Origin of the sequence: Pedobacter sp. MC2016-05, assembly GCF_026239735.1 — a bacterium.
Taxonomy (GTDB): Bacteria; Bacteroidota; Bacteroidia; order Sphingobacteriales; family Sphingobacteriaceae; genus Pedobacter.
This window is the reverse complement of the sequence record NZ_JAPIVT010000005.1, coordinates 231978-258181: the sequence shown is the minus strand read 5'-3', so window position 1 is coordinate 258181 and position 26204 is coordinate 231978. Positions and strand designations below refer to the sequence as shown.

22 protein-coding genes are annotated in these 26204 nt (G+C 36.2%); 7 read left to right on the top strand and 15 right to left on the bottom strand.

From position 1 onward, the window contains the following. Positions 1-55 precede the first annotated feature (55 nt). The 3 genes from OQZ33_RS09770 to OQZ33_RS09760 form a co-directional block, all read right to left on the bottom strand. Positions 56-1411, bottom strand: a complete 1356-nt coding sequence (locus OQZ33_RS09770) for an MATE family efflux transporter (RefSeq protein ID WP_265798853.1) — start codon at positions 1409-1411, stop codon at positions 56-58. A 138-nt stretch (positions 1412-1549) separates the two neighbouring features. After that, positions 1550-2176, bottom strand: coding sequence for a helix-turn-helix domain-containing protein (locus OQZ33_RS09765; protein WP_265798852.1), 627 nt, complete (start codon positions 2174-2176; stop codon positions 1550-1552). An 8-nt stretch (positions 2177-2184) separates the two neighbouring features. Next, the gene (locus OQZ33_RS09760) at positions 2185-2670 is read right to left on the bottom strand and encodes a PaaI family thioesterase (RefSeq protein ID WP_265798851.1); all 486 of its coding nucleotides are present in this window, start codon (positions 2668-2670) and stop codon (positions 2185-2187) included. Positions 2671-3048: 378 nt separating this feature from the next. Here OQZ33_RS09760 and OQZ33_RS09755 point away from each other — a divergent pair, with 378 nt between their 5' ends. From OQZ33_RS09755 to hemF, 3 genes are all read left to right on the top strand, one after another. Next, entirely contained in the window at positions 3049-3261 is a 213-nt protein-coding gene (locus OQZ33_RS09755; protein WP_082454911.1) for a coproporphyrinogen III oxidase, read from the top strand. 99 nt (positions 3262-3360) lie between these two features. After that, the gene (locus OQZ33_RS09750) at positions 3361-4590 is read left to right on the top strand and encodes an MFS transporter (protein ID WP_265798850.1); all 1230 of its coding nucleotides are present in this window, start codon (positions 3361-3363) and stop codon (positions 4588-4590) included. A gap of 122 nt (positions 4591-4712) precedes the next feature. Continuing rightward, positions 4713-5606, top strand: coding sequence for an oxygen-dependent coproporphyrinogen oxidase (hemF, locus tag OQZ33_RS09745; protein WP_265798849.1), 894 nt, complete (start codon positions 4713-4715; stop codon positions 5604-5606). Positions 5607-5899: 293 nt separating this feature from the next. Here hemF and OQZ33_RS09740 read toward each other — a convergent pair whose 3' ends face one another. The 3 genes from OQZ33_RS09740 to gyrA form a co-directional block, all read right to left on the bottom strand. After that, positions 5900-7045, bottom strand: a complete 1146-nt coding sequence (locus OQZ33_RS09740) for a tetratricopeptide repeat protein (protein ID WP_265798848.1) — start codon at positions 7043-7045, stop codon at positions 5900-5902. Positions 7046-7153: 108 nt separating this feature from the next. After that, complete coding sequence (locus OQZ33_RS09735; RefSeq protein ID WP_265798847.1) at positions 7154-8242, bottom strand: tetratricopeptide repeat protein; 1089 nt, start codon at positions 8240-8242, stop codon at positions 7154-7156. Positions 8243-8267: 25 nt separating this feature from the next. Beyond that, positions 8268-10859, bottom strand: coding sequence for a DNA gyrase subunit A (gyrA, locus tag OQZ33_RS09730; protein WP_265798846.1), 2592 nt, complete (start codon positions 10857-10859; stop codon positions 8268-8270). Between the two features lie 310 nt (positions 10860-11169). Here gyrA and OQZ33_RS09725 point away from each other — a divergent pair, with 310 nt between their 5' ends. Next, positions 11170-12381 carry a TCR/Tet family MFS transporter gene (locus OQZ33_RS09725; protein WP_265798845.1) on the top strand — a complete coding sequence of 404 codons (1212 nt, stop codon included), beginning with the start codon at positions 11170-11172 and terminating at the stop codon, positions 12379-12381. On the opposite strand, the gene OQZ33_RS09720 is transcribed toward OQZ33_RS09725, so the two are convergent. Next, positions 12378-13142, bottom strand: coding sequence for a hypothetical protein (locus OQZ33_RS09720; RefSeq protein WP_265798844.1), 765 nt, complete (start codon positions 13140-13142; stop codon positions 12378-12380). The genes OQZ33_RS09725 and OQZ33_RS09720 overlap by 4 nt on opposite strands. Before the next feature lie 16 nt (positions 13143-13158). Further along, positions 13159-14511: a PhoH family protein gene (locus OQZ33_RS09715; protein WP_265798843.1), complete on the bottom strand. Its 1353-nt coding sequence runs from the start codon at positions 14509-14511 to the stop codon at positions 13159-13161. A 739-nt stretch (positions 14512-15250) separates the two neighbouring features. Between OQZ33_RS09715 and OQZ33_RS09710 the strand changes: the two genes are divergently transcribed. Continuing rightward, positions 15251-17425, top strand: coding sequence for an FUSC family protein (locus tag OQZ33_RS09710; RefSeq protein WP_265798842.1), 2175 nt, complete (start codon positions 15251-15253; stop codon positions 17423-17425). On the opposite strand, the gene OQZ33_RS09705 is transcribed toward OQZ33_RS09710, so the two are convergent. The 4 genes from OQZ33_RS09705 to OQZ33_RS09690 form a co-directional block, all read right to left on the bottom strand. Then, positions 17422-17865, bottom strand: coding sequence for a hypothetical protein (locus OQZ33_RS09705; protein ID WP_265798841.1), 444 nt, complete (start codon positions 17863-17865; stop codon positions 17422-17424). The two genes, OQZ33_RS09710 and OQZ33_RS09705, sit on opposite strands and share 4 nt — an antisense overlap. Continuing rightward, on the bottom strand, positions 17866-18861 hold the full coding sequence (locus tag OQZ33_RS09700) for a PorP/SprF family type IX secretion system membrane protein (protein WP_265798840.1): 996 nt from the start codon (positions 18859-18861) through the stop codon (positions 17866-17868). Beyond that, positions 18861-19970, bottom strand: coding sequence for a gliding motility-associated C-terminal domain-containing protein (locus OQZ33_RS09695; RefSeq protein ID WP_265798839.1), 1110 nt, complete (start codon positions 19968-19970; stop codon positions 18861-18863). Before OQZ33_RS09695 ends, OQZ33_RS09700 begins: the two co-directional genes overlap by 1 nt. Positions 19971-20197: 227 nt before the next feature. Further along, positions 20198-21253: a hypothetical protein gene (locus tag OQZ33_RS09690; RefSeq protein WP_265798838.1), complete on the bottom strand. Its 1056-nt coding sequence runs from the start codon at positions 21251-21253 to the stop codon at positions 20198-20200. 410 nt (positions 21254-21663) lie between these two features. On the opposite strand from OQZ33_RS09690, the gene OQZ33_RS09685 reads away from it, so the two are divergent. Then, on the top strand, positions 21664-22074 hold the full coding sequence (locus OQZ33_RS09685) for an organic hydroperoxide resistance protein (RefSeq protein WP_265798837.1): 411 nt from the start codon (positions 21664-21666) through the stop codon (positions 22072-22074). 63 nt (positions 22075-22137) lie between these two features. Here OQZ33_RS09685 and mgtE read toward each other — a convergent pair whose 3' ends face one another. The 3 genes from mgtE to OQZ33_RS09670 form a co-directional block, all read right to left on the bottom strand. Further along, positions 22138-23490 (bottom strand): magnesium transporter, encoded by a 1353-nt coding sequence (gene mgtE, locus OQZ33_RS09680; protein ID WP_265798836.1) that lies wholly within the window; start codon positions 23488-23490, stop codon positions 22138-22140. Positions 23491-23555: 65 nt separating this feature from the next. Next, positions 23556-24677 carry a magnesium/cobalt transporter CorA gene (gene corA, locus OQZ33_RS09675; protein WP_265798835.1) on the bottom strand — a complete coding sequence of 374 codons (1122 nt, stop codon included), beginning with the start codon at positions 24675-24677 and terminating at the stop codon, positions 23556-23558. A 1-nt stretch (position 24678) separates the two neighbouring features. Further along, a complete protein-coding gene (locus OQZ33_RS09670; RefSeq protein ID WP_265798834.1) occupies positions 24679-25290 on the bottom strand; it encodes a WbqC family protein in 612 nt (203 codons plus the stop codon). 38 nt (positions 25291-25328) lie between these two features. Between OQZ33_RS09670 and OQZ33_RS09665 the strand changes: the two genes are divergently transcribed. Next, positions 25329-26201, top strand: a complete 873-nt coding sequence (locus OQZ33_RS09665; protein ID WP_265798833.1) for a lysophospholipid acyltransferase family protein — start codon at positions 25329-25331, stop codon at positions 26199-26201. The last annotated feature ends 3 nt before the right edge of the window (positions 26202-26204 follow it).

Sequence of the window (26204 nt, the reverse complement as noted above, 5' to 3'; positions counted from 1 at the left end):
GATAGAAATGATAAAGCTATTATATCAATAACTTATGATCTCAAACATAAGGATATTAACCAGCCAATTGTTTTGTTTTATTTTGAAATCTCCAGAACAATAGGATAGAAGCAGTCAGTAATCCGAAGGTTAATCCATACCATATTCCATTTACGCCCAGTCCAAAAGTAAAACCCAGCAAATAACCAACAGGTATGCCAACAACCCAATAGGCTAAAAATGTGATAAGTGTTGGCATATTAACATCGCCAATGCCTCGTAGTACACCTAAACCTACAACCTGAGTTCCATCAAATAGCTGAAAAAAACCAGCAATAATAAGCAGTTGCCCAGCAATCGCCACAACTTTTAAATCGTTGGTATAAATAAAAGGCATCAACTGGTGGGCTGCCACAAAAATTATTGCTGTCAAGCTCATAAATAAGAGAATAACGTGATAACTTGCTATTGCAGATCTACGGAGATCGTTGAAGTTCTTTTTTCCAAAATTATTACCCGTTTTAATTGTCGCCGCCGATGCGATTCCACTCGCAATCATGTACGTCATTGCAGCCAGGCTAATGGCAATTTGATGAGCGGCCTGTTCAGTTGCGCCGATTGTGCCAATTAATATTGCAGCCCCGCTAAATGCGCTAATTTCGAACGAATATTGCATGGCCACTGGTGCACCAATTTTTATGATTTTAATAGCGGTAACTTTATCAATAAAAGTGATTCTAAAGTTGATTAGATACTTTGTGAAATGAGGAGATCTCAAAACGTAAATACCCATCACTATTGCCATTAAAAAACGATCGATAAAGGTGCTAACACCTACACCGCTAACGCCCATTGGCTTTAAGCCAAACATTCCCTTTACGAAAATGATACCCAAAGTGATGTTGAGCGCATTACCCCAAATAGAAACGTACATGGCTTGTTTGGTAAAGCCTAAACCTTCTGCAAACTGTTTAAATGTTTGAAAAATAAGTAATGGAATAATCGATAGAGAGAGCCAGCCTAAGTAAGGTTTGGCATAATGAACAACTTCCGGGGTTTGTTTCAAATGATCGATGACAAGCAAAACACCAAAATGCACCAATATATAAAGTACTATACCGACAATTATATTGATGATTAAGCTATTGGACAATAATTTTCCACACTCTTCATCATTTTTGCGACCATTTTCCTGAGCAATTAAGGGCGTTAAGCCATAAGATATTCCTAAGCCTATTACCATGATCAAAATAAAAATGCTGTTCACTAATGATACAGCAGCAAGCTGGGTTGTATCAGTAAAGTGCCCAACAATAACACTATCGGCCATGTGTACCAACGTATGGCCAACTTGTGAACCCACAATTGGGAGGGCCAAATGGAGATTTTCTTTATAGTAAGGTTTGTATTTGGCGTAAATTTTAGAAAACATAAGTTTGCAAAGGTCGGCTTTTTAAACTTCAAAAAGATATCTACAAAGGTTAATTGATAAGATTTGTTCCGCGGTAACAAAGGACTTTAATAAGAGATAAGATTGAAAGCGGCAAATTTACAGTTTTCAGTTAACCGTTTATACCGCTACAAAATATTCTTCTTTTTCTGATGTATAAGGTTTTACCACATTTGTGAGTATCAGGTTCACTAGAATTTTCTGCGCCTTTCGATAGGAACACCTCAAAAGTTTGCTAAATTCTTTCAATGTAATCCTATCATGAGCGGCTAAATATTGTAGCAGGACTTTTTCGTTATCAGAATAAGAAATGAGTACGCCCTGATCTTTATGGTCATTTTTTAAGACTTCGACAATTATTTTACTTGCCAAAACAGTTTTATCGTCTATGCGAATATAGGCCCACCATTTATTCTGATCATCAAGGGCGTAATGCGGTTTGAGATCACTCTGTGGAATATTGACAATTAAAACCAATTTATCATCAACGTAAATCTCTTCAAAAAAAGGTTCTATTGCTGGTTTGCAAAATTGATGGGCAGCGGTTAAAATCATATATTTTTCTTCTTCTTCTGATTTTACACCCTTGATGGTGCCATCATCAGCCACACCAATTAATAATTTTCCACCTTTATTATTAGCAAAAGCAACTAAGCTTTTAGCAATTTTTTGAGTGTTGGTAATTGTTTTTTTAAAATCGAGCATAACGCCCTCACCCTGTAGAATCAAACTTTTTATACTCGGCATGTCAACAATTAGTAAGCAACTCTTGGCGTTTCGCCTTGGTGCAGGTTTCTGATATAAACTTCATTCATCACGGTAGCACAAAGCTCTCCGTTTTTGTTTGTAATTTCCATAGGATAAGCTTTTACAAACTTCCCTATGGTTTTTAAAGCATGTTCCGCCTCCGCAATCATTTCATCGTCAACACGAATTGTGAAATAAAGATTGCTACGCCCAGGTTTTAGATATTGAATGGACGCACTTTTTAACCAAACTCTAACTTTAAAGCCTCTTCGCTGCATCAATTGATCAAACAAAAGTGCATAAAAAGGATCGGTTGCGGCATATATTGTTCCGCCAAAGATAGAACCATTATAGTTTTTATTTAAAAAGCTTTTACTCAATTTAACAGTACAGCTTCTAAAATCATTTTCAAATTTTTGAACCCAAATGCGCTGAAAAAATAAAGGTGGATAAAAGCGCATTACCCATTTCAAGGTATTTTGAGAAATAATCATACTTCCTAATATCAGAAAGATTTGGCATGTTTTAAAGTTTTACCTTGCATGTTTTGGTAATTATTAGGTAAATTAAGGCAACACAAGTTTAGGTTGATAAAATTTATGCTGCTACACAATTTGATAGCGTCGCATATATTATCTATACAATACAACGAAGTTCTTCAATTAAAAACGAACATGCTATTTCAAGTTTTGACAGCATTTTAGTCAGGTATCACCGTTATGTGGCACGAAATAGATGCTATAACTCTCTACTTTTTCGATTGAATACCTTGTAAATCAGCAGCATAAAATTGCATCTCAATATTTCTGAAGAAAAAAAATAAAACCAAATGATTTCAAGGTTGTTAAGATTACAGATAACATTAAAAAACTATGAAAAAAATAATTTTAAGTCTTGCTTTTGCTGGTACGATAATGATTGCCACATCAGCATGCAATTCATCTAAAAACATGGCTGGATCTTCAGACAGTACCACGATGGATTCTACAACAACAGCTCCAATGGATACAACCTCGACAACCACGCCGACGGATACATCCAAAACGATGCCACCAGATACAACAAAAAAAATGCCTCCTATGTAGGAGAATAAAAAGCCACTCCAATAGAGTGGCTTTTATTTTTATAAACTATTTTATTTATTTGTGCTTATTTGTACTTTCAGCAGATAAACCAAATATTAAATGAAACCTGAATCAAAAGCCAACAATCGTAATGTAGTTTTTTTAGTTATTGTAGCTGCCCTTGGCTATTTTGTAGATATCTACGATCTTGTTTTATTTTCCGTTGTACGCGTTCAAAGTCTAACTGAAATTGGCGTTTCTGCAGAAAATATGCAGTCTGATGGTTTTTTGATCATTAACTCACAAATGTTCGGATTGTTGCTTGGCGGAATACTATGGGGGATTCTGGGAGATAAGCTGGGCAGAATTAAAGTTCTCTTTGGCTCTATACTTTTATATTCTTTAGCAAACATTGCCAATGGCTTTGTAACCACAGTTAATAGTTATGCAATCATTAGGTTTATTGCAGGTATAGGTCTGGCTGGAGAACTAGGCGCTGGCATTACCCTTGTAGCCGAGACGATGGATAAGGAGAAACGTGGATATGGAACGATGATCGTTGGTGCGATTGGTTTACTTGGAGCAGCGGTAGCGGCATCAGTAGCTTCAAAATATACCTGGCAAACTTCTTATTTTGTTGGTGGTGGCATGGGTTTAATCCTTCTTTTGCTGCGTGTTGGCACTTTCGAGTCCGGAATGTTTAAACATGCAGCCAATACAGATATCTCTAAAGGAAACATCTTCATGCTTTTTAATAACAAAAAGCGGTTTTTGAAGTATTTGTACTGCATATTAATCGGAATTCCATTATGGTTTGTTGTAGGCATATTGGTTACGCTGGCACCCGAATTTGGCAAAGCTTTAGGCGCAACAGAACCATTAAAAGCTGGGACAGGGATTATGTTTACTTACTTCGGCATTGCCATCGGCGATGTAGTTACCGGATTACTTTCGCAGGCACTTAAGTCTCGAAAAAAGACTGTGTTTATTTTTCATTTATTATCAGTAATTAGCGTGGTGGTGTATTTAACAAGTTTTGGTTTAACCAGTAGCGCATTTATTTGGATCTGTTTATTTTTGGGTTTTTCAGTCGGATACTGGGCTACTTTTGTGACTATCGCTTCAGAACAATTCGGAACAAATATTAGAGCAACAGTAACCACTACAGCACCGAATTTTGTGCGTGGGGCACTAATCCCGATTACATTTCTGTTTGAATTTTTAGCTAAAAGATATAGTTTAATCACTGCAGGCTATTTAGTGATGGCTATCTTAACCATTATAGCAGTTTTTGGCTTAAGTCAGTTGAAAGAAAGTTTTAGCAAAGATTTGGATTACCTGGAAGAGTAAATCTTTTAAGAAGCCAACCGGAGAGCTTCTAACAGTTAATGTCAACAAAATGTACTATCTAAACATAAATCCCATTAGCTATTTCAATAGGGTTAAATTTGTGTGTATTTAATAATTCCACCATGTTTAAAGAAGAAGTAGCAGAACGTTATCAGCAAATACAGGATGAGATTTGTAGAGGTTTGGAGATTGCCGATGGCAAAGGGAAATTTGCAGAAGAGCTTTGGGAAAGAAATGGTGGGGGAGGTGGCCGCACCCGAATCATGCAAAATGGCGCCATTATCGAAAAAGGTGGTGTTAATTTTTCGGCCGTTTACGGAAAACTTCCTGAAGCAGTTAAAAAAGCCTTCCAAGTTACAGATGATGATTTTTTTGCTACCGGTGTTTCAATCGTAATCCACCCGAATCATCCTTTAGTGCCGATTATTCATATGAATATTCGCTATTTTGAGCTTAATGAGGAAACACGTTGGTTTGGTGGAGGGATAGATTTAACGCCACATTATGTTTTCGAAAATGACGCCCGCTTTTTTCACCATAAACTAAAACAGGCCTGCGACGAATTTAGCACAGACTTTTATCCAAAATTTAAAAATCATGCTGATGATTACTTCTTTATCAAACATCGAGAAGAAACACGCGGTATAGGTGGTATTTTTTACGATCGTTTAAAGCCAGAAAATACAAATTTATCATGGGAAGAAATTTTGGATTTCTCGGCGAATGTGGGTGAAACTTTTTTGCCGATCTACACAGAACTGATTGATAGAAATCGGGACAAAGATTTTACAGAAGCACAGAAAAACTGGCAATATCAGCGTCGAAGCCGTTATGTTGAATTTAATTTGGTTTACGATTCGGGAACGAAATTTGGTTTGGAAACCAATGGTAGAATAGAATCGATACTGATGAGTTTGCCACCACAGGCTAACTGGGGCTATAATGTTCAACCTGATGTAGATTCAGATGAATATAAAACACAGCAATTTCTGAAAAAAGGCATTCACTGGGTTTAAAATTTAGGATAATTTGTTAAGCATTTAGAGAATCCTCCAATGGAAATTTGTATGTAAATAAATGGTTGCCGGATCTTTAAGCAATTAATCCTGGCCGACTTCAGTGTTAAGGCAAATGCTCTAAAATATGTTTTCAGTATTATTTGTTATTTGATAGATTTCCAGAGTCAATAATGCTATCAAAAACAAAATAGCTGCGCCTTAATTTTTAAATTACAAAATGTCCTATAATTAATATTATGTTAAGTTGATAATTTTGAACATCCTACTCTTCTATGAATCTAATTAGGAAATTAAAGTTCTTGAAGTTTACGATTTAGTTCCTGCACTTTATCAGTTGCATTCTTTTTGGTATAGATATCAACCAAAAGCTGAACCGTCTTTTTATCGTTAGGATTTATTTCATTAGCACGTTGCAAAGCAAACTGTGCTCGGTTAATTAAGTTATTATATTTTGCAGTTTTATCTGCTTCGTTCTTGCTTAATGTTTCATTTGCACTATTAATGTATGCTAAACTCATCTGATACAAAGCATCAAAATAATTTTGATCTGTATCAAGGGCTTTGTCGTAAGCTAAAATTGCAGTAGAGTTATTTCCACCTATTTGTTGCAAATAACCGTAAAGAAAATATAAAAGCTTATTTCCTTTCTCAACTTTCAAATTACCTTCAATAAGCGTTGCAGCTCTGGTGTAATTTTCGGTATCTAGTAAAAGATTGATGTAATCGTTGGTTAAATTTTTTTGAAAAGGATTTTTTACTAAACCATCTTCTAAAGTTTTAATGGCAGTTTCATTATCATATTTGCCTACATAAAGTTGCGCAAGTTTTTGAAACATGGCTGCATTTTGAATTCCGTTTTCTTTAGCTCTTTTGAAGTAGTTGATAGCTTCATCATAATTCTGGATATTCAAAGCACAAATTCCGGTGTTTAACGCTAAGGTCGTGTCAGCGGGAAAAGCATCGCTTACTTCCTTCAAATCCGTATAGGCTTCGGTAAAATCGTTATTAAAAAAAGATGCATTAGCTTTCTCTTGTTTTTTAATTAAAATATTATGATGTGATGCCTTTATTAAGCCTGAATTGTCTTCATACTTATCCAAGCCCCTCGCCTGCTTGATTGCGCTATTGGCGGCATCGTAAAATTTATCAGCATTTGCTTTATCTGTGTCGATTAACGATGCGTAAGATGTGAGGTAAGATTTTATTGCCCAGGTTTCTGCCCAATTTTTTGTTTTATTGTCTTTTTCTGCAGATTCTATTGATTTTAATCCCTCAGTAATTATGGCCAATTGTTTTTTTTCGTCTTCTTTATTTGCAATTGAAGCCTGCAATTTTCCAACAGAATTCCTGGCGATTAATATTTGACTTTTTTGAGCTAAAGCATTAAGTGAAGTGAATATTAAGAGCACTAATAATAACTTTGAACCGCTTTGCATAGGATAATTGTTGTGTAATGATTGATTAAAAACTGCGAATGCTGTAAAAATAAACAAAAAAAAAGAGTCTCGATAAAATCGGGACTCTTTTTTAGAATTATGAGATTTTTATTGTTTTGGAAGCGCATCTAAACGTTTCTTAATATCCTCATAATTTTTGGTATCATTTCTAAATCCATAAATGGTTTTTAAGGTCTCTAAAGCACCAACATTTTTGGAATCAATTTCTAAAGCTTTTTTGTAATAAGGTAACGACTTATCTAACAAACCGTTCATTTTGGCAGTTACCTCATTAAATTCTTTTACTTTTTTAGCATCAATTTTATTTCTATCATTTTGAAGCTTCAATGCCTGAGAGAAATAAATGTTTCCTAACAAAACCTGATAACTTGCATTATTTGGCTCCTTCGCGGCCAAAGAATTTAACATTTGCTCAGATTTTGCTGCATCACCCCTATCAATATAAATTTGAGTTTCAGTTTTAATCAGCTCTACATTTTCAGGATATTTAGCAGCTGCTTCTTTAATTATAGCTAAAGCAGCAGTGGTATCTTTTTGCTTACGCAACGTAATGTCAACCAATTCGTTATACAAGTCTGATGACTGTGGTGAATTTAATGAAATTACTTTCTTAAATTGTTGAATTGTCGCAGGCCAGTTTTCAGTATTTCTTGCTGCAATACCAGCATTTAGATACATTGCTGTATCCTGTGGATTGATTTCTGTAGCTTGAACAAATTTAGTGTATGCAGTTTTGTAATCTTTTTTGTTATAAGCCATCACGCCGGCATTTCTAACTGCATTAGCGATGTTGGTTTCTGCCAAAGCAAAATTATCTTTCTCAGCGCCTTTAGTATCGATCTTCTTACCTTCAACAATAGCATCTTGAGCTATCTTTAGATTAGCATCTGCGTTAGCAGCATCAACAGTATCGATAATCGCTGCAGATGAAGCAAATAAAGCACGGTAAGACCAAGCTTCCGGCATTATTTTAGACTTTTCATCAGCTATCGCTTTATCTGTATGCGCTAACCCAGCCTTAATCGCTTCCATCTTTTTTGGTAATGGCGTGCTAGCTCCTTGCGAGGTTAACTGGAAAATACCCCACTTCTTTTTTGCTTCGTTAACTTCGCTTTTCTGAGCAAATGCAGAGCTTACTGCTCCTGCTAAAATTATACCTAGAAATACTCTTTTCATAATATTTATTCTAATCGTTATTTAGTTAATTTTCTTCTTCCGTTTCGTCCTCTGAGTCTGTTTCATCATCATCAGTTTCTTCAGCTTCGGCAGTATCTGGCTCTATTTCTTCACCGTCAGTTACCACTACATCAGCTAAATCTACTGTTTCTTCCTCATCTTCTTCGTGGTCGATTTTTGTTACAGACGCTATCTCATCATCACCTTTAAGTGAAATTAAACGAACGCCTTGAGTAGCTCTACCCATCACCCTCAATGCAGAAACAGGAATTCTGATTACTATTCCAGATCTGTTGATGATCATCAAATCTTCGCTATCAGTAACGTCTTTAATTGATACTAATTGTCCTGTTTTTTCAGTAACGTTAATGGTTTTAACTCCTTTACCGCCACGGTTAGTTACACGATAATCTTCAATATCAGTCCGTTTTCCGTATCCTTTTTCTGATACTACTAACACCGTAACCTCTGGATTGTTTACAGCAATCATGCCAACAACTTCATCTTTGTCGTGAGCCAATCTAACACCGCGTACACCGGTTGCCGTTCTACCCATCGGACGAACAGTACTTTCGTTAAAGCGAATTGCTCTTCCTGAACGTAAAGCCATAACAATTTCGCTTTGGCCGTTGGTTAAACATGCTTCTAGTAAAACATCACCTTCGTTAATGTTTATTGCATTAATACCGTTAACACGCGGACGAGAATATGCCTCAAGAGAAGTTTTCTTAATGGTACCTTTTTTAGTACACATGATGATGAAGTTATTCTCTAGGTATTCCTGATCTTTAAGGTTCTTAACTTTGATATAAGCCTTAATTTTTTCATCTTTTGGAATATTGATGATGTTTTGAATGGCTCTTCCTTTACTGGTTCTTGAGCCTTCAGGAATTTCGTAAACCCTCAGCCAGAAACATCTTCCGGCTTCGGTAAAGAATAACATATAGTTGTGGTTAGTAGCTACCAGCATGTGCTCAATGAAATCTTCATTTCTCGAGGTACTGCCTTTTGATCCTTTTCCACCTCTACCCTGCGCTCTAAATTCGGTTGCTGGTGTACGTTTAACATAGCCTTCGTGAGAGATTGTGATCACCACTTCCTCATCATCGATGAAATCTTCCATGCTCATATCCTCCGCAGAGTGAACAATGGTCGTTTTGCGTTCATCACCAAATTTCTGTTTTACTTCTTCCAATTCATCCTTGATAATTTGCATACGCAAACCTTCATCAGCTAAAATAGATTGCAAATATTCGATGGTTTTCATCAATTCAGCATACTCTTCTTTAATCTTATCACGCTCTAGTCCTGTTAAACGACGCAATGTCATATCCAGAATAGCACGTGCTTGAATATCGCTTAAGCCAAATTTCTCCATTAAACCTACGCGGGCTTCTTCCGGAGTTTCTGATGCACGAATTAATTTAATTACTTCATCTAAATGGTCTAAAGCAATTAAATAACCTTCCAAGATATGGGCACGTTTTTCAGCTTCTGCTAGTTCATATCTCGTACGGCGAACAACAACATCATGGCGGTGATCTACAAAATGTACAATCAGGTCTTTCAGATTGAGCATCTGCGGACGACCTTTTACCAACGCAATATTATTTACACTGAAAGATGTTTGTAGAGCGGTGTACTTGTATAGATTGTTCAAAACAATCGATGCATTTGCATCGCGTTTTATCTCGTAAACGATCCGGATACCATCTTTGTTAGATTCATCTTTAATGTTCGAAATACCTTCCAATTTTTTCTCACCCACTAATTCAGCTGTACGCTCAATCATTTGGGCCTTATTAACCTGGTAAGGAATTTCGGTAACAATAATTACTTCGCGGTCTCGAAGGTTCTCAATCTCAGCTTTAGCACGCATTACAATACGTCCACGACCGGTTTCAAAAGCCTCTTTAACACCAGTGTAGCCATAAATAATACCACCTGTCGGGAAATCAGGAGCTTTGACAAACTTCATTAATTCCTCAATGGTAATATCTCTGTTATCAATGTAGTTTACAATACCTTCAATACATTCGGTTAAGTTATGTGGCGCCATGTTAGTGGCCATACCCACCGCAATACCACTAGATCCGTTAACCAAAAGGTTAGGGATTTTTGCTGGTAAAACTGTTGGCTCTTGTAACGTATCATCAAAGTTCAACTGAAAATCTACCGTATCTTTGTTGATATCAGCAAGCATTTCTTCGGCAATTTTTGAAAAACGTGCCTCCGTATAACGCATTGCTGCAGGTGAATCTCCATCGATGTGGCCAAAGTTTCCTTGTCCATCTACCATTGGATAACGTAAGCTCCAATCTTGAGCCATACGAACCATAGTAAAATATACAGATGCATCACCATGTGGGTGATACTTACCCAAAACCTCACCCACAATACGGGCAGATTTTTTATGTGGTTTATTACTGGTTACGCCAAGATCAAGCATACCGTAAAGCACCCTGCGGTGAACCGGTTTTAATCCATCGCGTACATCAGGCAAAGCCCTTGATACGATTACCGACATTGAATAGTCAATGTAGGCCGATTTCATCTGCTCCTCTATATTAATTTGGATGATTTTGTCGTTTTGTTGATTCTCTAAATCTTCTGCCATAAATTATTATTCTCGTTATCAAAAACGATATTTAAAAAAGCTATTATTATAACCTTGCGAATTTAGCAAAAATATGCCGAAATAAGGCATTGTGGAAAAGTTTTGGCCTTTAGTTCGGCTCATCAAGTCATTAAATGTTTTTGATTCTTTTAAGCGTAGTTTAAATTGATTTGTCTTTGATTAAATCAATTGTCTTATCTACAGATAATCTCAACAGCTCATCCATTTAACCTGCCCGGTCGGTTTTTACTTAATTTTAAGCGGAGATACTGCGTTCAAAATTATATTTTTGTGGTAAATCAATCTTAACATGGCCAAGGAAAGAAAATCTGCAATGAGTTTTATCATGATTACCTTACTCATTGATTTTACGGGTTTTGGAATAATTATTCCCGTTTTGCCAAAATTAATTCAGGATTTTACAGGTGGTGGCTATGGTTTAGCAGCAGAATATGGTGGATGGCTTACACTGGCATATGCATCGGTACAGTTTATATCCTCTCCTATTATCGGGGCCTTGAGTGATCGTTTTGGTAGGAGGCCAATTTTATTAAGTTCGTTATTCGGGTTAGGGATTGACTATATTTTTCTGGCCTTTGCACCATCAATCGTTTGGTTATTTGTTGGAAGAATTATCGCTGGAATTACTGGTGCGAGTTTTACCACAGCACAAGCTTACATTGCAGACATATCTTCACCCGAAAAAAGAGCTCAGAATTTTGGTTTGGTAGGTGCAGCTTTCGGCGTTGGTTTCATTCTGGGGCCTGTTTTAGGTGGTATCTTTAGCCATTTTGGAACACGGGTTCCATTTATGATTGCGGCGGGTTTGTCGCTCATTAATTGGCTTTATGGATATTTCATATTGCCAGAATCTTTACCAGTGGATAAAAGAAGGCCGTTTGAATGGAAAAGAGCGAACCCAGTTGGGTCTCTCATCAGCATTGGGAAATATCCTGCCTTACTCGGTTTGATGGTTACATTATTCCTTTTGTATTTTTCGAGTCATTCAGTTCAATCTAACTGGACATTTTATACGATGGAAAAATTCAATTGGGATGCCGCCTGGGTTGGCTACTCACTGGGCTTTGTTGGTCTTGTCATCGGGATTGTTCAGGGAGGCCTGATTAGAATTATCCTTCCGAAAATTGGTGAAAAGCGGGCGGTTTATATAGGTTTATTACTTTACGTAGTCGGATTTACGGCTTTTGCATTCGCCTCTAAAGGTTGGATGATGTTTGCTTTTATGCTTCCGTACGGATTGGCAGGGATTGGCGGACCGGCAATGCAGGGGATTATTTCCAATCAGGTGGCGGGAAATGCTCAGGGAGAAATGCAAGGTGTTTTAACTGGATTGCAAAGTTTGGCTGCCATTATTGCTCCGTGGGTGATGACCCATATTTTTGCTTATTTTATTGAAGGAAATGCTCCGGTATATTTTCCTGGTGCGCCATTCATTTTAAGTGCAGTGCTTACCCTAATTGGGTTTTTTATTGCACTTCGGTCCCTACAGAAATATCATTAGTTACGAGCCTGTATCACTTTAAATTCATTAACTGCCATCACAACGTTATATATCAGCAGTACAACAGCTTCGATGTTAGCTACTTTTTCGAGCGCTTTGTTAAAGGCTGATGAAATGATTAGTCCGAGAATAATTAATACGATTGATATGAAAAACGATAATTTGATGGATCGATAAAGCATTGATAACCTGAAAACGGTCTTCTTTTTAAAAAGCACAGGATCTTTGATCAACTCGAAAATATTTCCGAACACGAAAAATAAGATCAAAATTACAGCGACACCCGAAACTGTGCCTTGATTGAAATTAGGAATAACCAGATAGTCTTGATAAATAAAATAGGCAACAATGAGTATACACGCGAGTGCCTTAAGCAGCTGCCAGTTTTTTCCTTTTGTGAGCCAGAATAACCAGGGTGCTTTAGTGGCTTCCGCCCCATCTTCAATCTTCATTTTCAATTCAGGCGATAGATTTACAAAAGGATTTATGATGGTGATAATCAAAATTAGAACGGTACTAACAAACTGGAAAATACCATCTGAGATCAAGACATGCACTTTCTCTTGATCTAAAACAGCTGGGGAGAAAAAGGATATTAGGATTAATAGAATAATCACAGAGTGAAAAAATAGTGGGTAATAGTTTTGAATTGGATTATTTTCTATTCCAGGATTTTCGGGGATAGTTGGTTTATTGGAATCACTATCAAGGTATCTGTTTAACCACTGGATGCCAAAAAAGAGAACGAAGATGGAGAACATTGTTGTTTTAGTTAAGTTAGAGTAACACGTTTGCTAAGTTTGCCAATTCACTGCGTTCGCCCTTTTGGAGGGTAATGTGCGCATAAAGAGGATGGTTTTTTGCATTCTCGATGAGGTAGGATAATCCATTACTTTCTGAGTCCAGGTAAGGCGTATCTATTTGATAGATATCGCCTGTAAAGACGATTTTTGTATTTTCGCCAGCTCTCGAAATAATGGTTTTAACTTCATGAGGCGTTAAGTTCTGGGCCTCATCAATAATGAAGAAGATTTTGGTTAGCGTTCTCCCTCTAATAAACGCCAGTGGGGCTATGGCAATCTTTTCTGTAGTAATCAGTTCATCAATTTTCGCCGACATTTTATCATCGCTAACAAACTGATCTTTAATAAAGCGTAGGTTATCCCAAATTGGGGCCATGAATGGGTCTGTTTTCGATTTTGCATCTCCAGGTAAAAAACCAATATCCTTATTACTAAGAGATACAATGGGACGGGTAATATAAATTTGTCTAAAATCTCTGCGCTGTTCAAGTGCACTGGCAAGTGCTAAAAGTGTTTTGCCTGTGCCGGCATTCCCCTGGATGCTAACGAGCTTAATATTTTCATCTAATAAAGCGTGAATGGCAAACGCCTGTTCAATGTTTTTAGGCTTTATTTTAAAAATCGGATCTGTTGAAACTAAAGAAATGGTTTGATTATTATGGTTAAAAAAAACGTTGGCGGTTTTTCTTTTATTTTTTAAAACGAAGAAATGATTTCCTTCTTTAGCTGGCAGGCCAATATTTGCTGATCTTAAGAGTTTATCTTTTTTTACGGATTCAATTATTGATTCATCGAAGTTAAGAAGCTCTGTTTTACCAGCATAAAGCTCATCTACATTCTTGATTTTACCTGTTTCGTAGTCCTCAGCAAATAAATCAAGAGCTTTTGCTTTTAAGCGTAAGCAGATATCTTTCGAAACCAATACTACTTTTTTCTCCGGATTTTCTTCGCGTAAGCTTAAAGCTGCATTCAAGATTTTATGGTCGGTTTTACCCTTTCCAAAAATTTCTTCTGCATTTATTTTTAGCGGCTGTTCGTTCAGTATTACTTTGAACTTTCCTGCGTTTTGAGCTTTTAGTGCCACCCAATCGCTAATCAGTTTTTCCTTAGATGTTTGATCGATCAATCGGATAAAACTTCGGGCTTCAAAATTTCTAGTGTCGTTACCACTTTTAAAATTATCGAGTTCTTCTAAAACTTGGATAGGAATAGCCACGTCGTGTTCGTGAAAGTTATTGATTGCATCATGATCATATAAAATGACAGATGTATCTAAAACAAAAATCTTTTTCTTGGGGTCAGAAGTTAATTTACCTTTTGTGGCCATTTGGTAAATTTACTGTTTTAGCAAATAATAGCCGAAAGATTGATCATTCTTTTTAAATGATTTTAAAAATGAAGCCAAATAAAAACGGGGTCCTTCTTCTTTCGATTCAGTTCCCCGTTTTAACCTTAAAATCAACCGTAGTTGTAATTTAAAGCATCTAATTCTTGTTACCTTGATTTTTCCGTTTTCGCTAGGTTTTGCAACTTTTACGATTCGTGAAAATTTATTTCCAACTATTCTGTCCGTAAACTTCTTAGTTTTCAATAAGCTCTGTTTGGGCCTGTGCAATTTTCATAATAGCGATCTTTCGATCAGGTTATTACATATTCATACTCAGTTTAACCCTTTCTGAAATTAATTGTTTTCCCTGTAAACTTATCCGAAACAATTCCCTTTTCAGTTCCTTGTCTCTTTTGGATTGTTTTGTCAGAATTCAAAGTACTTCGTATTTGATATGATCTAATTTAGTAGGGAAACACATTCTTGTCAAGAGAAATCTGAAATAAATTATCAACAAAATTATCAACTTAAAAATACTGGTTATCAACATGATTAACTAAGATAATTGGCGGTTTTACCTATAAGAACAACGAAGTAGAAGTTTTATGAACATTTATAAAAATCTAGTTTATCAACACTAGGCAAATATTTGAGAACCAGCAGACTAAGGATATTCTGCTTAAAAATTATTTTTTTTTGTGAAAACTTAATTTTACAGGCAACAAAAAACCTCTGTATTATGTTATTTTTGTACATGCAGATTAGGCAACCCATCAGAAATATTCAAGACTTTTTATTGAGTACCTATTTTGCTGATGGTTTACGCATTACCATTGGCGTGCTTCTCCCCTCTCTTATTCTGGCACAATTTAGCCTGTTAACTTACGGCATGACACTTTCTCTTGGTGCTTTGTGCGTAAGCGTAGTGGATAGTCCGGGGCCAATGGTTCACAGGCGAAACGCCATGTTGGTTACCACTGTATTGATATTTCTTTTTTCCATCATTACTGGCTTAACAAACAAAAGTCATTATTTTATTGGCTTTTTACTGGCGATTTCGAGTTTCATATTCTCCATGTTTTATATCTATGGCGTTCGGGCAGCGTCGGTTGGAACTGCAGTTTTATTAATCATGGTGTTGAGTATTGATGATGTTCGCCCATGGCAGGATGTGATTATTCACGCATTAATGGTTTTGGCCGGCAGTTTATGGTATACGGGCTTAAGTTATTTCGTGTACCGCCTTCGCCCCTTCAGGCTTGTACAGCAATCGTTAAGCGATTCAATTTTAGAAGTAGCGGAGTTTTTAAGAGAGAAGGCTAAATTTTATCACCAGAATAATAATTATGATAAAACTTATGCGGATTTACTGCAGCTCCAGGTCTCTGTTCATGAAAAACAAGACGCAGTAAGGGAATTACTTTTCAGAACAAGGGAAATTGTAAGGGATTCTAGTCCGGAGGGGCGTTTTCTTTTACTGGTTTTTGTAGATATGGTTGATTTATTTGAGCAGGTAATGTCTACCTATTACAATTATCAACAGTTGCACGATCAATTTGACAAGGCAGGAATTCTATCAGATTACGAAATGGCCATTAAACGGATTTCTTACGCCCTGGATGATATTGCTTTCGCCTTAAAAAGTGGTGGCAAGCCCGTAATCTCGAAAAGGTTATTAATAGAAATTGAGCGTTTAAAAATTAAAATCAACAATCTGGAAAAAAATAATGTCAATCAGGAATATAGTACTATTGGCATCATCGCTTTGAAGAACATTGAAGTGAATATTGAGAATATTCTGGCAAGAGTGAAAACAATATTTAGTTATTTTAAAGTTCGTACCAACAAAGATCTTAGAAGAGCGGAAGTTGATACAGAGAAGTTTATTAAGCGCCAGAAATTTGATTTTGATCTTTTTAAAGAAAATTTAACCTACAGTTCTTCTACTTTTAGGCACTCCTTACGGGTTACTGTTGTAATGACGTTAGGATTTATCGTTTCGCAAATACTTGATTTTTCGCATAGCTATTGGATTTTATTAACCATACTGGTGATTTCAAAGCCTGGTTTCAGTTTAACCAAAGAGCGTAACTATCAGCGCTTAATTGGAACTACGGTAGGCGCTTTTATAGGGATGGCTGTGGTAAGTTATATTCATGATAAAAACGCCTTATTTACTATTTTGCTCATCTGCATGATTGGCAGTTATAGTTTCCAACGTAAAAATTACGTAGTAAGCGTGCTCTTTATGACCCCTTATATTCTTATCCTTTTCGATTTTCTGGGTATGGGTTCTATTGCATTGGCTCGAGAAAGGATTTATGATACTTTCATTGGATCAGGCATTGCATTATTAGCCAGTTATTCTCTATTTCCCACATGGGAACATGAAAAATTAAAAGAAGCCATGACTGATATTATAAAAGCTAACAAAGCCTACTATGAGCAAGTGGTAAAATTGTATTTCGAAAAAGTATATAACAGAACGGATTATAAATTGGCCAGAAAGGAAGTGTATGTAGCCACAGCTAATCTAGCTTCCTTATTTCAAAGAATGTTTTCTGAGCCAAAGAGCAAGCAGCTTTACATAAAAGAAGTGCATCAATTTACTGCATTAAGTCATTTATTGTCTTCGTATGTAGCTACGCTTTCTTTGTATAATAAAGAGCATGAATTTATATTTGAGAATTTTGATGCATTAAAACCAATGGCACAAAACACTAATTATTTGCTCGATACTTCGATCAATAATTTAGTTGAGGGAAACGATGCTATAGGAAACGTTCCGTTAATTAGGTTGGCTGATACCGGCGTAACGATTAACGAAGGTAAAGATCTAGTTCCCGAACAATTTGATTTGATACAAAAAGTGGCTTATGATATTTATAAACTAACTTTAAAAGTCAAAATCTAATTCTTTTTCATAAGCTCGATGATATTACAAGTATTTAAAGGCAATGTATATTGAAGTCCGTTGTCGAGTTTAAAAATGATTTGCGTTTCACAGGATAACTTCATAGCCGCCAGATCATCTCCATTAAAAATAATTGGGAAAAATTTCTGTTCTGGATTATCCGTTTTGACAGTTTCTTCTCTTTCTTTAAATTTTAATTTAAACTCAACCTCTTTCGATTTAATGTAGATTTTATCGACTTTTTTATAGTTAACATTGACAGAAAAATTAATCATTAATTGATTATCCTGTGCAGCATCTGTGTTTTTGAATAATTCATAAGCGTAATAACTATTCTCGTTGCGAAAATATTGATAATCTATTGTGCGCTTGGTTTGTTGGCTATAAGCCCATCCGCCTAGCAGAATAAAAACAACTATTAGAAAGAATTTTTTCATCATTTAAAATTTTGGACAAGGAACCTTGAAGCCTTTGAAATTGTTATGGCGGTAAATGAGCGACAATTCATAAGTGCGTGGCGTTGCACTCATCAATTTGTTTCCGTAAACGGTGTAATTTAAGCCAGCGCTCACATCGCCCATTGTAACGCCCAAGTAAGGATAAAATGAGGCCTCGTTAAACTTGAACCACATTCCGAAATTTAATTTCAATCGAGTTTCATCATTGGGTTTTAATCCCACGACAGTACCCAAGATAGTGTCTTTATTATTTCGCTGAACATTATAAACGCCAGTTACATTTAAATCGAGATAATTACTAAGCAAATAAAGCATCCCAAAATTTACCGTTTGCCTGGAAGGAACATATTCGTTTGTATTATTCAAGAGTGTTTCCTGAGGTTTTGTTAAATGATAATGCGCATATCCCAAAACGAAACTAACATGATCAAAAGTGGCTGAGAAATTACCGCCGATATTGACGTCGAAGTAAGAGGTTTTATCGTTCTTTAAATCTAGGTAATTCGGTAGCGAATTGTCGAAGCCCCCATCAGTATATTGCGATGCAAAAGTTAGTTTGTTATAGTCTAAAAATCTAGAAACATAAGACACTTGTGGCGCCAAACCGAACTTAAACCGGTGATCTACATCAAGATATTGATAATAAGACATGCTTGCACTGATATACTGCGACTTTAGCGCCTTGTTAAACGATTCATCTAACAACCCGCTTAAACCTAAACTGAATACGCTGTTAGTGAAATTTTCGTCTTCCACAAGCTTAACATCGCCAGAAACACTATAAGTATTGTAAGGATCGCCTAAATTTCCCCATTGCTGGCGTGTGTTTACTGCGAGGCGATACTCTCCATGAAAAAAACCTGTAAAAGCTGGGTTCAAAGATAGAGGAGCCGCAAAGTATTGTGAAAACTTTGGATCCTGTGCAGAACAACATAATGTAACCAAGCACAAAAATGAAAGGAGAAGCGATTTGTACATTATAATATCAATATGGTTTTACCTGTAGTTTGAAATTTTCCGCCAAAGGTGTCAATCCCTTCTGCAAACCATGAAAATGTTTCTAATGGTTGCATTTTGCTTTTGAATTGACCATCCCAACCATTTGCGGCTAAATCAGTCTGAAAAACGAGAATTCCCCATTTATTGAAGACCTTGAAACTTGTCAACTTTTGAATACTTACCAGAAATGGATACAATCGGTTATTTGTATCCTTATTTGGTGTAAACGCTGTAGGAACAACAATTTTCGGCTGAGGTAAAATGTTAAGTTCTATCGATGCCGAAACCGAACATCCCTTGTCATTTTGAAGGGAAATATAATAAATGCCAGCTTTATTAATTCTCGTAGGATCAGCAATTGGCCGACTTAACGATGCATCATGAAAATACCCAACCTTCAGATAATCTTTGCTCCCCTTTATATTTTCTGCAGATGTAAGATCAATAAAATCGTTATCAAAAATAGGTCTTGGTTTATTAAGAACAATGGTTGGCAATGGATTAACGGTTACTTTTAGCCTACTATAAACGAAGCAACCAGATGGGTTTGTAGCCTTAACAAAGTAAATCCCCGATTTAGATACCGTTTTTGGATTCACCAGTTTCTCAGTCATCCCCTCGTTTGTATAGAATGAATAACTTAATTGCTCAGAACTTCCTTCGAAAAGATTGGGGTTAGTTAAATCGATTTTTTCGGGATAACACACTTCAGATGGATCTTTAACGACCAAAACAGGTAGATCATTAATTACCACGTTAACTTTACCGTTTACCGAACAACCTTGTGCATTAGTAGCAGTGACGTAGTAAGTTCCGGTTTTAGTTACGTTTTCTGGATTAGCAAGGGGGATTGTTATGGCTGCATCTTCGAAAAATTTGTATTGGAAGGAATCATCGCTACCGGCAAAAATACTTGGAGATGAAATGTTAACCTTATTTGGAAAACATACTGCAGTGGGATTACTAATCTTTAATAAAGGTTTTGAACTGATTTCAACTTCAATCGGGAGAATTTTATTGCAACCTAAATTATTGGAAAAATTAACATAATAAATACCAGAGACGTTTACGGCATTAGGATTTGGCAAAACTTTAGTTGCTTTCTCATCTTTAAAATAAGTTCTGGAAATACCATCTAGGTTTGAATACAGGAGATTGTTTGTAATATCAACGGTTTCGTTATAACAAACTGCCGGAGGATTTTTAACAGTGATATTAGCAATATCGAATACAGCAACATCAATCGTCGCAAAGCTTTCACAGCCTTTATAATTAGTGGCCTTAATGAAATATTTACTGTTTTGTGTTATCTTAACTAAGCCAGTACCTGTTGCGTTAAATCCTTATCCTGATAAACCAGATAAGTAAAGCCCTCATTTTTATTCAGAATATAATTAGCGCTGGTCAAATCAATTTCAGTGTTTTCGCATACTGTGTATTTTTCTTGGACCAGAACCTGGTAATCGACACTATGCACTACAGCTTCTACGGAGCTAGGACATCCAAATCCATCATATGGCATTAAATCCAGAATAATTTTTGATCCTTCAGCCGGTGTGGGTTTTAACGTAATTGATTGGCCTGAACCATATTTCACAGATCTATCTGCATTATACCAATTGTAATTTTTGAAGCCGCTAGGTCCAGATATATTTAGCTCGTCGGCACTTTTACAAAAAGTATTGCCCACAATTAAATCGCCACAAAGATTATTTACATCTACATAAGCATAGCCAAAATGACCACCTAGGGCACAATCTGCGCTAATAAATTCTATCAATAATTTTTTGCCCTGATAGCCAGATAAGTTAATGGTAACTGGTGTCCATTCTTTATAAATTACGGAGTTGTTGACCTTCGATTTTGTAAAACCTGGCAATGAAGATGTTGCTACATACTCAAAGGATGCACAAGGAATATAAGCATTTTTTTCAAGGTCTTTAACTCTGGCTATAAATCTTGGCTGCTCTTCCAAAGGGTGATTTGGATCTTCCAAAACCACAGCATATTGATAGGTGAGAGTAAATTCTGGTCTATCTGCAGGCACGTTTAATAAATAAGATATGCCATCTGCTTGGGCTCCTGTACCGTTGTTCCCCAACTTTACGGTAAAGTTGCCGCCATTTTTTGGGATCAGCGAAAAGCCTCCATAAAAGTCTTTCTCCGTTTTAGCAGAGATTAGCGTATGTCTGCCAGAAGCCGGATTGTTAACTTCATTGGTATAAATTACATTCTTGTTTTTGTCGATACTTGCAAGCCCGGTAAAAAGCTTCCAGTTCGAAAAATTTCCATTTTCGAAACCGATATTTTCCGGACAGGTTTGAGCACTCAATTTTGATGGAATAGCAATTATCGCTATCAGCAACATCAACAACAATTTATTAATCAACGGGACGATAATTAAAAAGTGATATTGTAAAAATATTATTTTAGTATCTGCTTAACATTTCAGCACCCCTTACAATGCCTTTTATTACACGAAATTTGACGCTCACTATTTGGAATAGATTTTTATCTCCATTGGTATTGATAAAAGACCAGATATAACTCATTGATAAATAGAATCTTAACCCCATATAACGATTTTTGTACCAGTTGCGGGTACCTTACTCACCTCTATTAAAACCTTGGTTTTTTTGTGCTTTTTTACACAAAATATTTTTGCCCATCTATTTTTAGCTTAAAAAAGGTTTTAATTACGTTTAACTGCGATAATTTTAAGCGTGTCGTGGTTGCAAACAATGCCGGATAGTGTTTGTTTATCTAGTTAAATAAATTATTATGGAAAAGCTATATACAGCTGAAGTTACAGCTACTGGAGGAAGAGATGGACACATTAAATCGAGCGATGGAATTTTAGATTTCGAACTTAGAAAGCCAAAAGAACTTGGTGGGCAAGGCGGAGCTACTAATCCCGAAGAATTATTTGCTGCGGCTTGGGGACCTTGTTATCTAGGTGCTTTAGGTTCGGTTGCAGAACGTGAAGGCGTTGATGTGAGTGAAGCAAATGTTAAAGTGTTGGTTTCTTTCAATAAGGATGGAAATTCGTTTGTATTATCTGCGGATTTAGATGTACACATTCCTGGAATATCTCATGAAGAAGCGCAGGCTATTGCTGATAAAGCACACAGAGCTTGCCCTTATTCGAAAGCTGTTAAAGGCAATATAGAGGTTAGAGTAACGGCAGTTTAAGCAACTGCAATTTTGATTATAAGTCGGCGGATTAAATTCTTCCGACTTTTTTATTTAATAGTGTTAGAGTAATAATAACTTGCTGGCTAAACCGAGAATGAGGAGAAAACCAAAAACATCGGTAAAGGTGGTTATAATGATGGATGACGCAATAGCTGGATCAATCCCAACACGTTTTAATATCAACGGAATCCCCGCTCCTGTTACCCCGGCTATTAAAAGATTTCCTGTCATGGCTAAAAATATGACCAAACCTAACATAGGGTTTCCATCAAAGAAAAAAGCAAAAATAAATACGATTATTCCGTTTACAGCTCCATTAATTAAACCTACAGTAAATTCTTTTAAAACCGTTCTGTAAGCCTGCTTATCCGTTAAATCGTAAAGTGAGATACGCCTAACGGTTACCGCAAGCGCCTGTGTTGCTGCGTTCCCGCCCATCCCGGCAATAATAGTCATGTAAGCGGCCAGCGATGGAATCAATTTAATGGTTGGGTCGAAATACCGTACAACAGAAGAAGCTAGAAATGCCGTGCCGAGGTTAATGATTAACCAAGGCAAACGTGATTTTACTGCCTCTACCCAATTACCGCTTAGTTCTTCATCTTCGGATACCCCGGAAATTTTCAAGATATCTTCAGTGCTCTCTGCTTCCATCACGTCGATCACGTCATCGAATGTAACCCTGCCTAATAATTTTTGGTTGTCATCAATTACCGGAATACTGGTTAAGTTATACTGCGAAATTAGATATGCTACCTCCTCCTGGTCAGTATCCGGATGAACATAAACGGCATCCATTTTAACCAGCTCGGTTATTTGAGCGTTATGTTTCGCTTTAATGATATCTTTTAATGATACAATTCCTTTGAATATTTTTTCGTCGTCTACTACATAAATGGTGTAAAACTCTTCCATTTCTTCACTCTGGCGAATGATTTCCTCAATGGCATCTTTTTTAGTGAGATTAATATTAACACAGATAATTTCTGTGTTCATTAAACCACCTGCAGTTTTTTCGTCGTAGGTTAAAAGATTCCTAATCTCTGTTGCATGTTCATCCTGCAAATCTTCCAGAATTTCTGCCTGCTCGTGATCTTCGAGTTGAGAAATAATATCGGTTGCATCATCATAGTCTAGTTCTTCTACAATTTCTGTACGCTTATCAGGATGAAGTTCAAATAGCAAGTCTTCTGGATGTGATTCTTCATCCATTTCAGAAATAATTTCTGATGCAATTTCTGCAGGAAGGATATTGATGATATGTCTTTGTTCAGATTTGTCTAATCTTTCGAATAAAATAGCAATTTCCGAAGCATGGTATTCCTCTAAAACCTCTTTTAAGGTTTCATCACCAGCTAAAATGGCATTTTTTACCTTTAGTACATCGCTTTTATCTATCTCGAATGACTGCATCGCTCCTTTGACCTAACCAATATGTGTTTAAAGCTACTAAGGTATAAAAAGCAAATAGAATTTACTTACTTAAACCAGCCCTTGCGCCAAAAATAAATCACTTGTACCACAGCAATTATACCCATCACAATCCAGGTATAGATGTAACCATGCGGGCTGTAAAGTTCAGGCATATTGTCTGGCATTACTTTGCCAGTTACGGGATCTTCCCGGCTAAAATTCATTCCATAAATACCTGCAATGAATGTTAAAGGAATGAATATAGAAGAAATGATGGTCAGCACTTTCATAATCTCGTTCATCCTGTTGCTGATGATTGAAAGGTTCATATCAATATTTGCTGATGCAATTTCCTTTAACGACTCAATAAAATCAATGATTTGGATGCAATGATCGTAGGCGTCTTTCATATATGTTTTGGTCAGATCAGAAATCAGCGGGCTGTCTGTTCTAATAATGTCGTTCAGCTTATCTCGTTCTGGCCAGGCAATTTTCCTAATGGTGATTAATGATCGTTTAATGGCTTGGGTATCGTACATGATTCTCTTATCAGGCCGATCATAAAGTCTATCTTCAATAGCGTCAAGCTCTTCTCCCCAAAAGTTCAACAGTGAAAAATAATTGTCGACAATTACATCCATTATTGCATACATCAAATAACTGCTTCCACCGATGCGAATATTTCCCTTGCCAATCTCCAATCGTTTTCTAACTGGCTCAAAGCAATCAGAATAGGTTTCCTGAAAGGTAATTAAGGTTCTTTCTGATAAGATAAAAGAGATTTGATCATTACATAAAACGCCGTCCTCACCTAAATAAAGATGTCTGCTTACAGAAAAAATATAATTATCGTTGTCATATTCATCCAGTTTTGGCCTTTGATAAGAACTTGTAATGTCTTCCAAAACTAACCTGCTAATGTCGAATTTCGAATAAAGCGTTTCGAACATAGTTGGATCTGCCAAACCTTTTATATCGAACCAATAATTATAGCTCTTATCCTGAATCAGCTTTTCGATATTATTGATGTTTTTCAGTTCCTCTTTTTTATGAGATTTATCATTATAAGTATGAAGAACGATCACAGGCTTCAAAGCCTCATCATCGATTGCATAAAGCCCTGGGCTTGTTCCTGGCGCTGGAACTTTATAATGCTTGTGGCGACTGCGAGGTTTGTTTTTTCCCATTTTATAAATACAACTTGGCTTGTGGACCTTGGTTGAACAACAAATCAACTATACTTAAGTTGTTTAAAAATTGATACCTGTCTTCAAAAACCTGATAATATGGCTTACTGTTTACAATATCGCCATTTTTTTTAGGATTCATCATCCCTCTAAAGTCTAACTCTGGAGCAATTTGATCTTCATAAGAAGTTGTTGTGACTAAGGCAATTTTTAGCTTGAGTTTTTGCAATAGCCATTCCATCAACTCCATATTATAATCAAAAAGGAATTCAAACCTATTTTGGTAAAATCTCGATAGTTCATCCTCATAATATTCAAAATAAGCCGAGCTGCGGTAGCAGGTTTCTAAACTCAACCAATGTAAACGTTGCCAATTAAAATCATAGCTGATGCGAACATCTTTCATTTTTTTATGCGTTTTTGATCCTTTTACCAGAGGAACTGTTAGATCTAATTTACCATTTGGAGAATAGATACTTGCTCGATTGCGATAGGTTTGCTTTGCTAAATGTTCATGTTTTTCTATTAAAAAATCATTACCAAATTGCTGTATCAAGCTAAAATAACCTACAGGAGGAAGATAAAATAATGGTAGTATAGCTGTATTCTGCATTTGAAAATTTATGTTTGTAGCTGAAACCAATAAAAATAATGATTAAAAGAGTAATGGCGCACATTGGCGTATTTTTTTTATACCTCGTGTCGCTACTACCACTGCCTGTCTTATTTTTTTTTGCAAGATTACTATATTATCTTCTTTATTATGTAATCGGTTATCGAAAAAAAGTTGTTCGCCAGAATTTAGTGAACTCTTTTCCTGAAAAATCAAGTGATGAAATTATTGCTATAGAGAAAAAGTTTTTTCTTTTCTTATCACAACTCATTTTTGAGATCATAAAAATGACCACCATTTCGGAACAAGAAACTTTAAAAAGGGTGAAATTTTCTGGCTTGGAACAATTGGAGAAACATTTTAATGCTGGCGAAAGTGTTTTGGCCTGTACCGGGCATTATGGCAATTGGGAATTAGGAACCTTGGCATTAGGTCTAAATACATCGGCTAAAACGATGGTTATCTATAAACCGTTAAGCAATAAAATTGTTGAGACCTGGTTTAATGGTTTCAGAACAAAATATGGGAATATTTTTATCGCTATGCGCCAAACTTTAAGAGGCTTGGCTGCTTATAAAAACGAACCTACATTATTTTGTTTTGCAACTGATCAAGCTCCTACCCGTCAGGAAACCAAATATTTTGTTGATTTTTTAAATCAGCCTACAGCAGCATTATTGGGATTAGAAAAAATCGCCAAATCAACCAACAGACCAATTTATTATTTTAAAGTTACGGTAGTGAAGAAAGGTTATTACCATGTTGAGGTTTTGCCTATGTGTTTAAATCCGTCATTAATGGATGAATACGAAATTACTAACTTGCACTTTAAATTTTTAGAAGATATTATAAAAGAACAGCCTCAGTATTGGTTATGGAGCCATAAACGCTGGAAATTTAAACCCGAATAACAA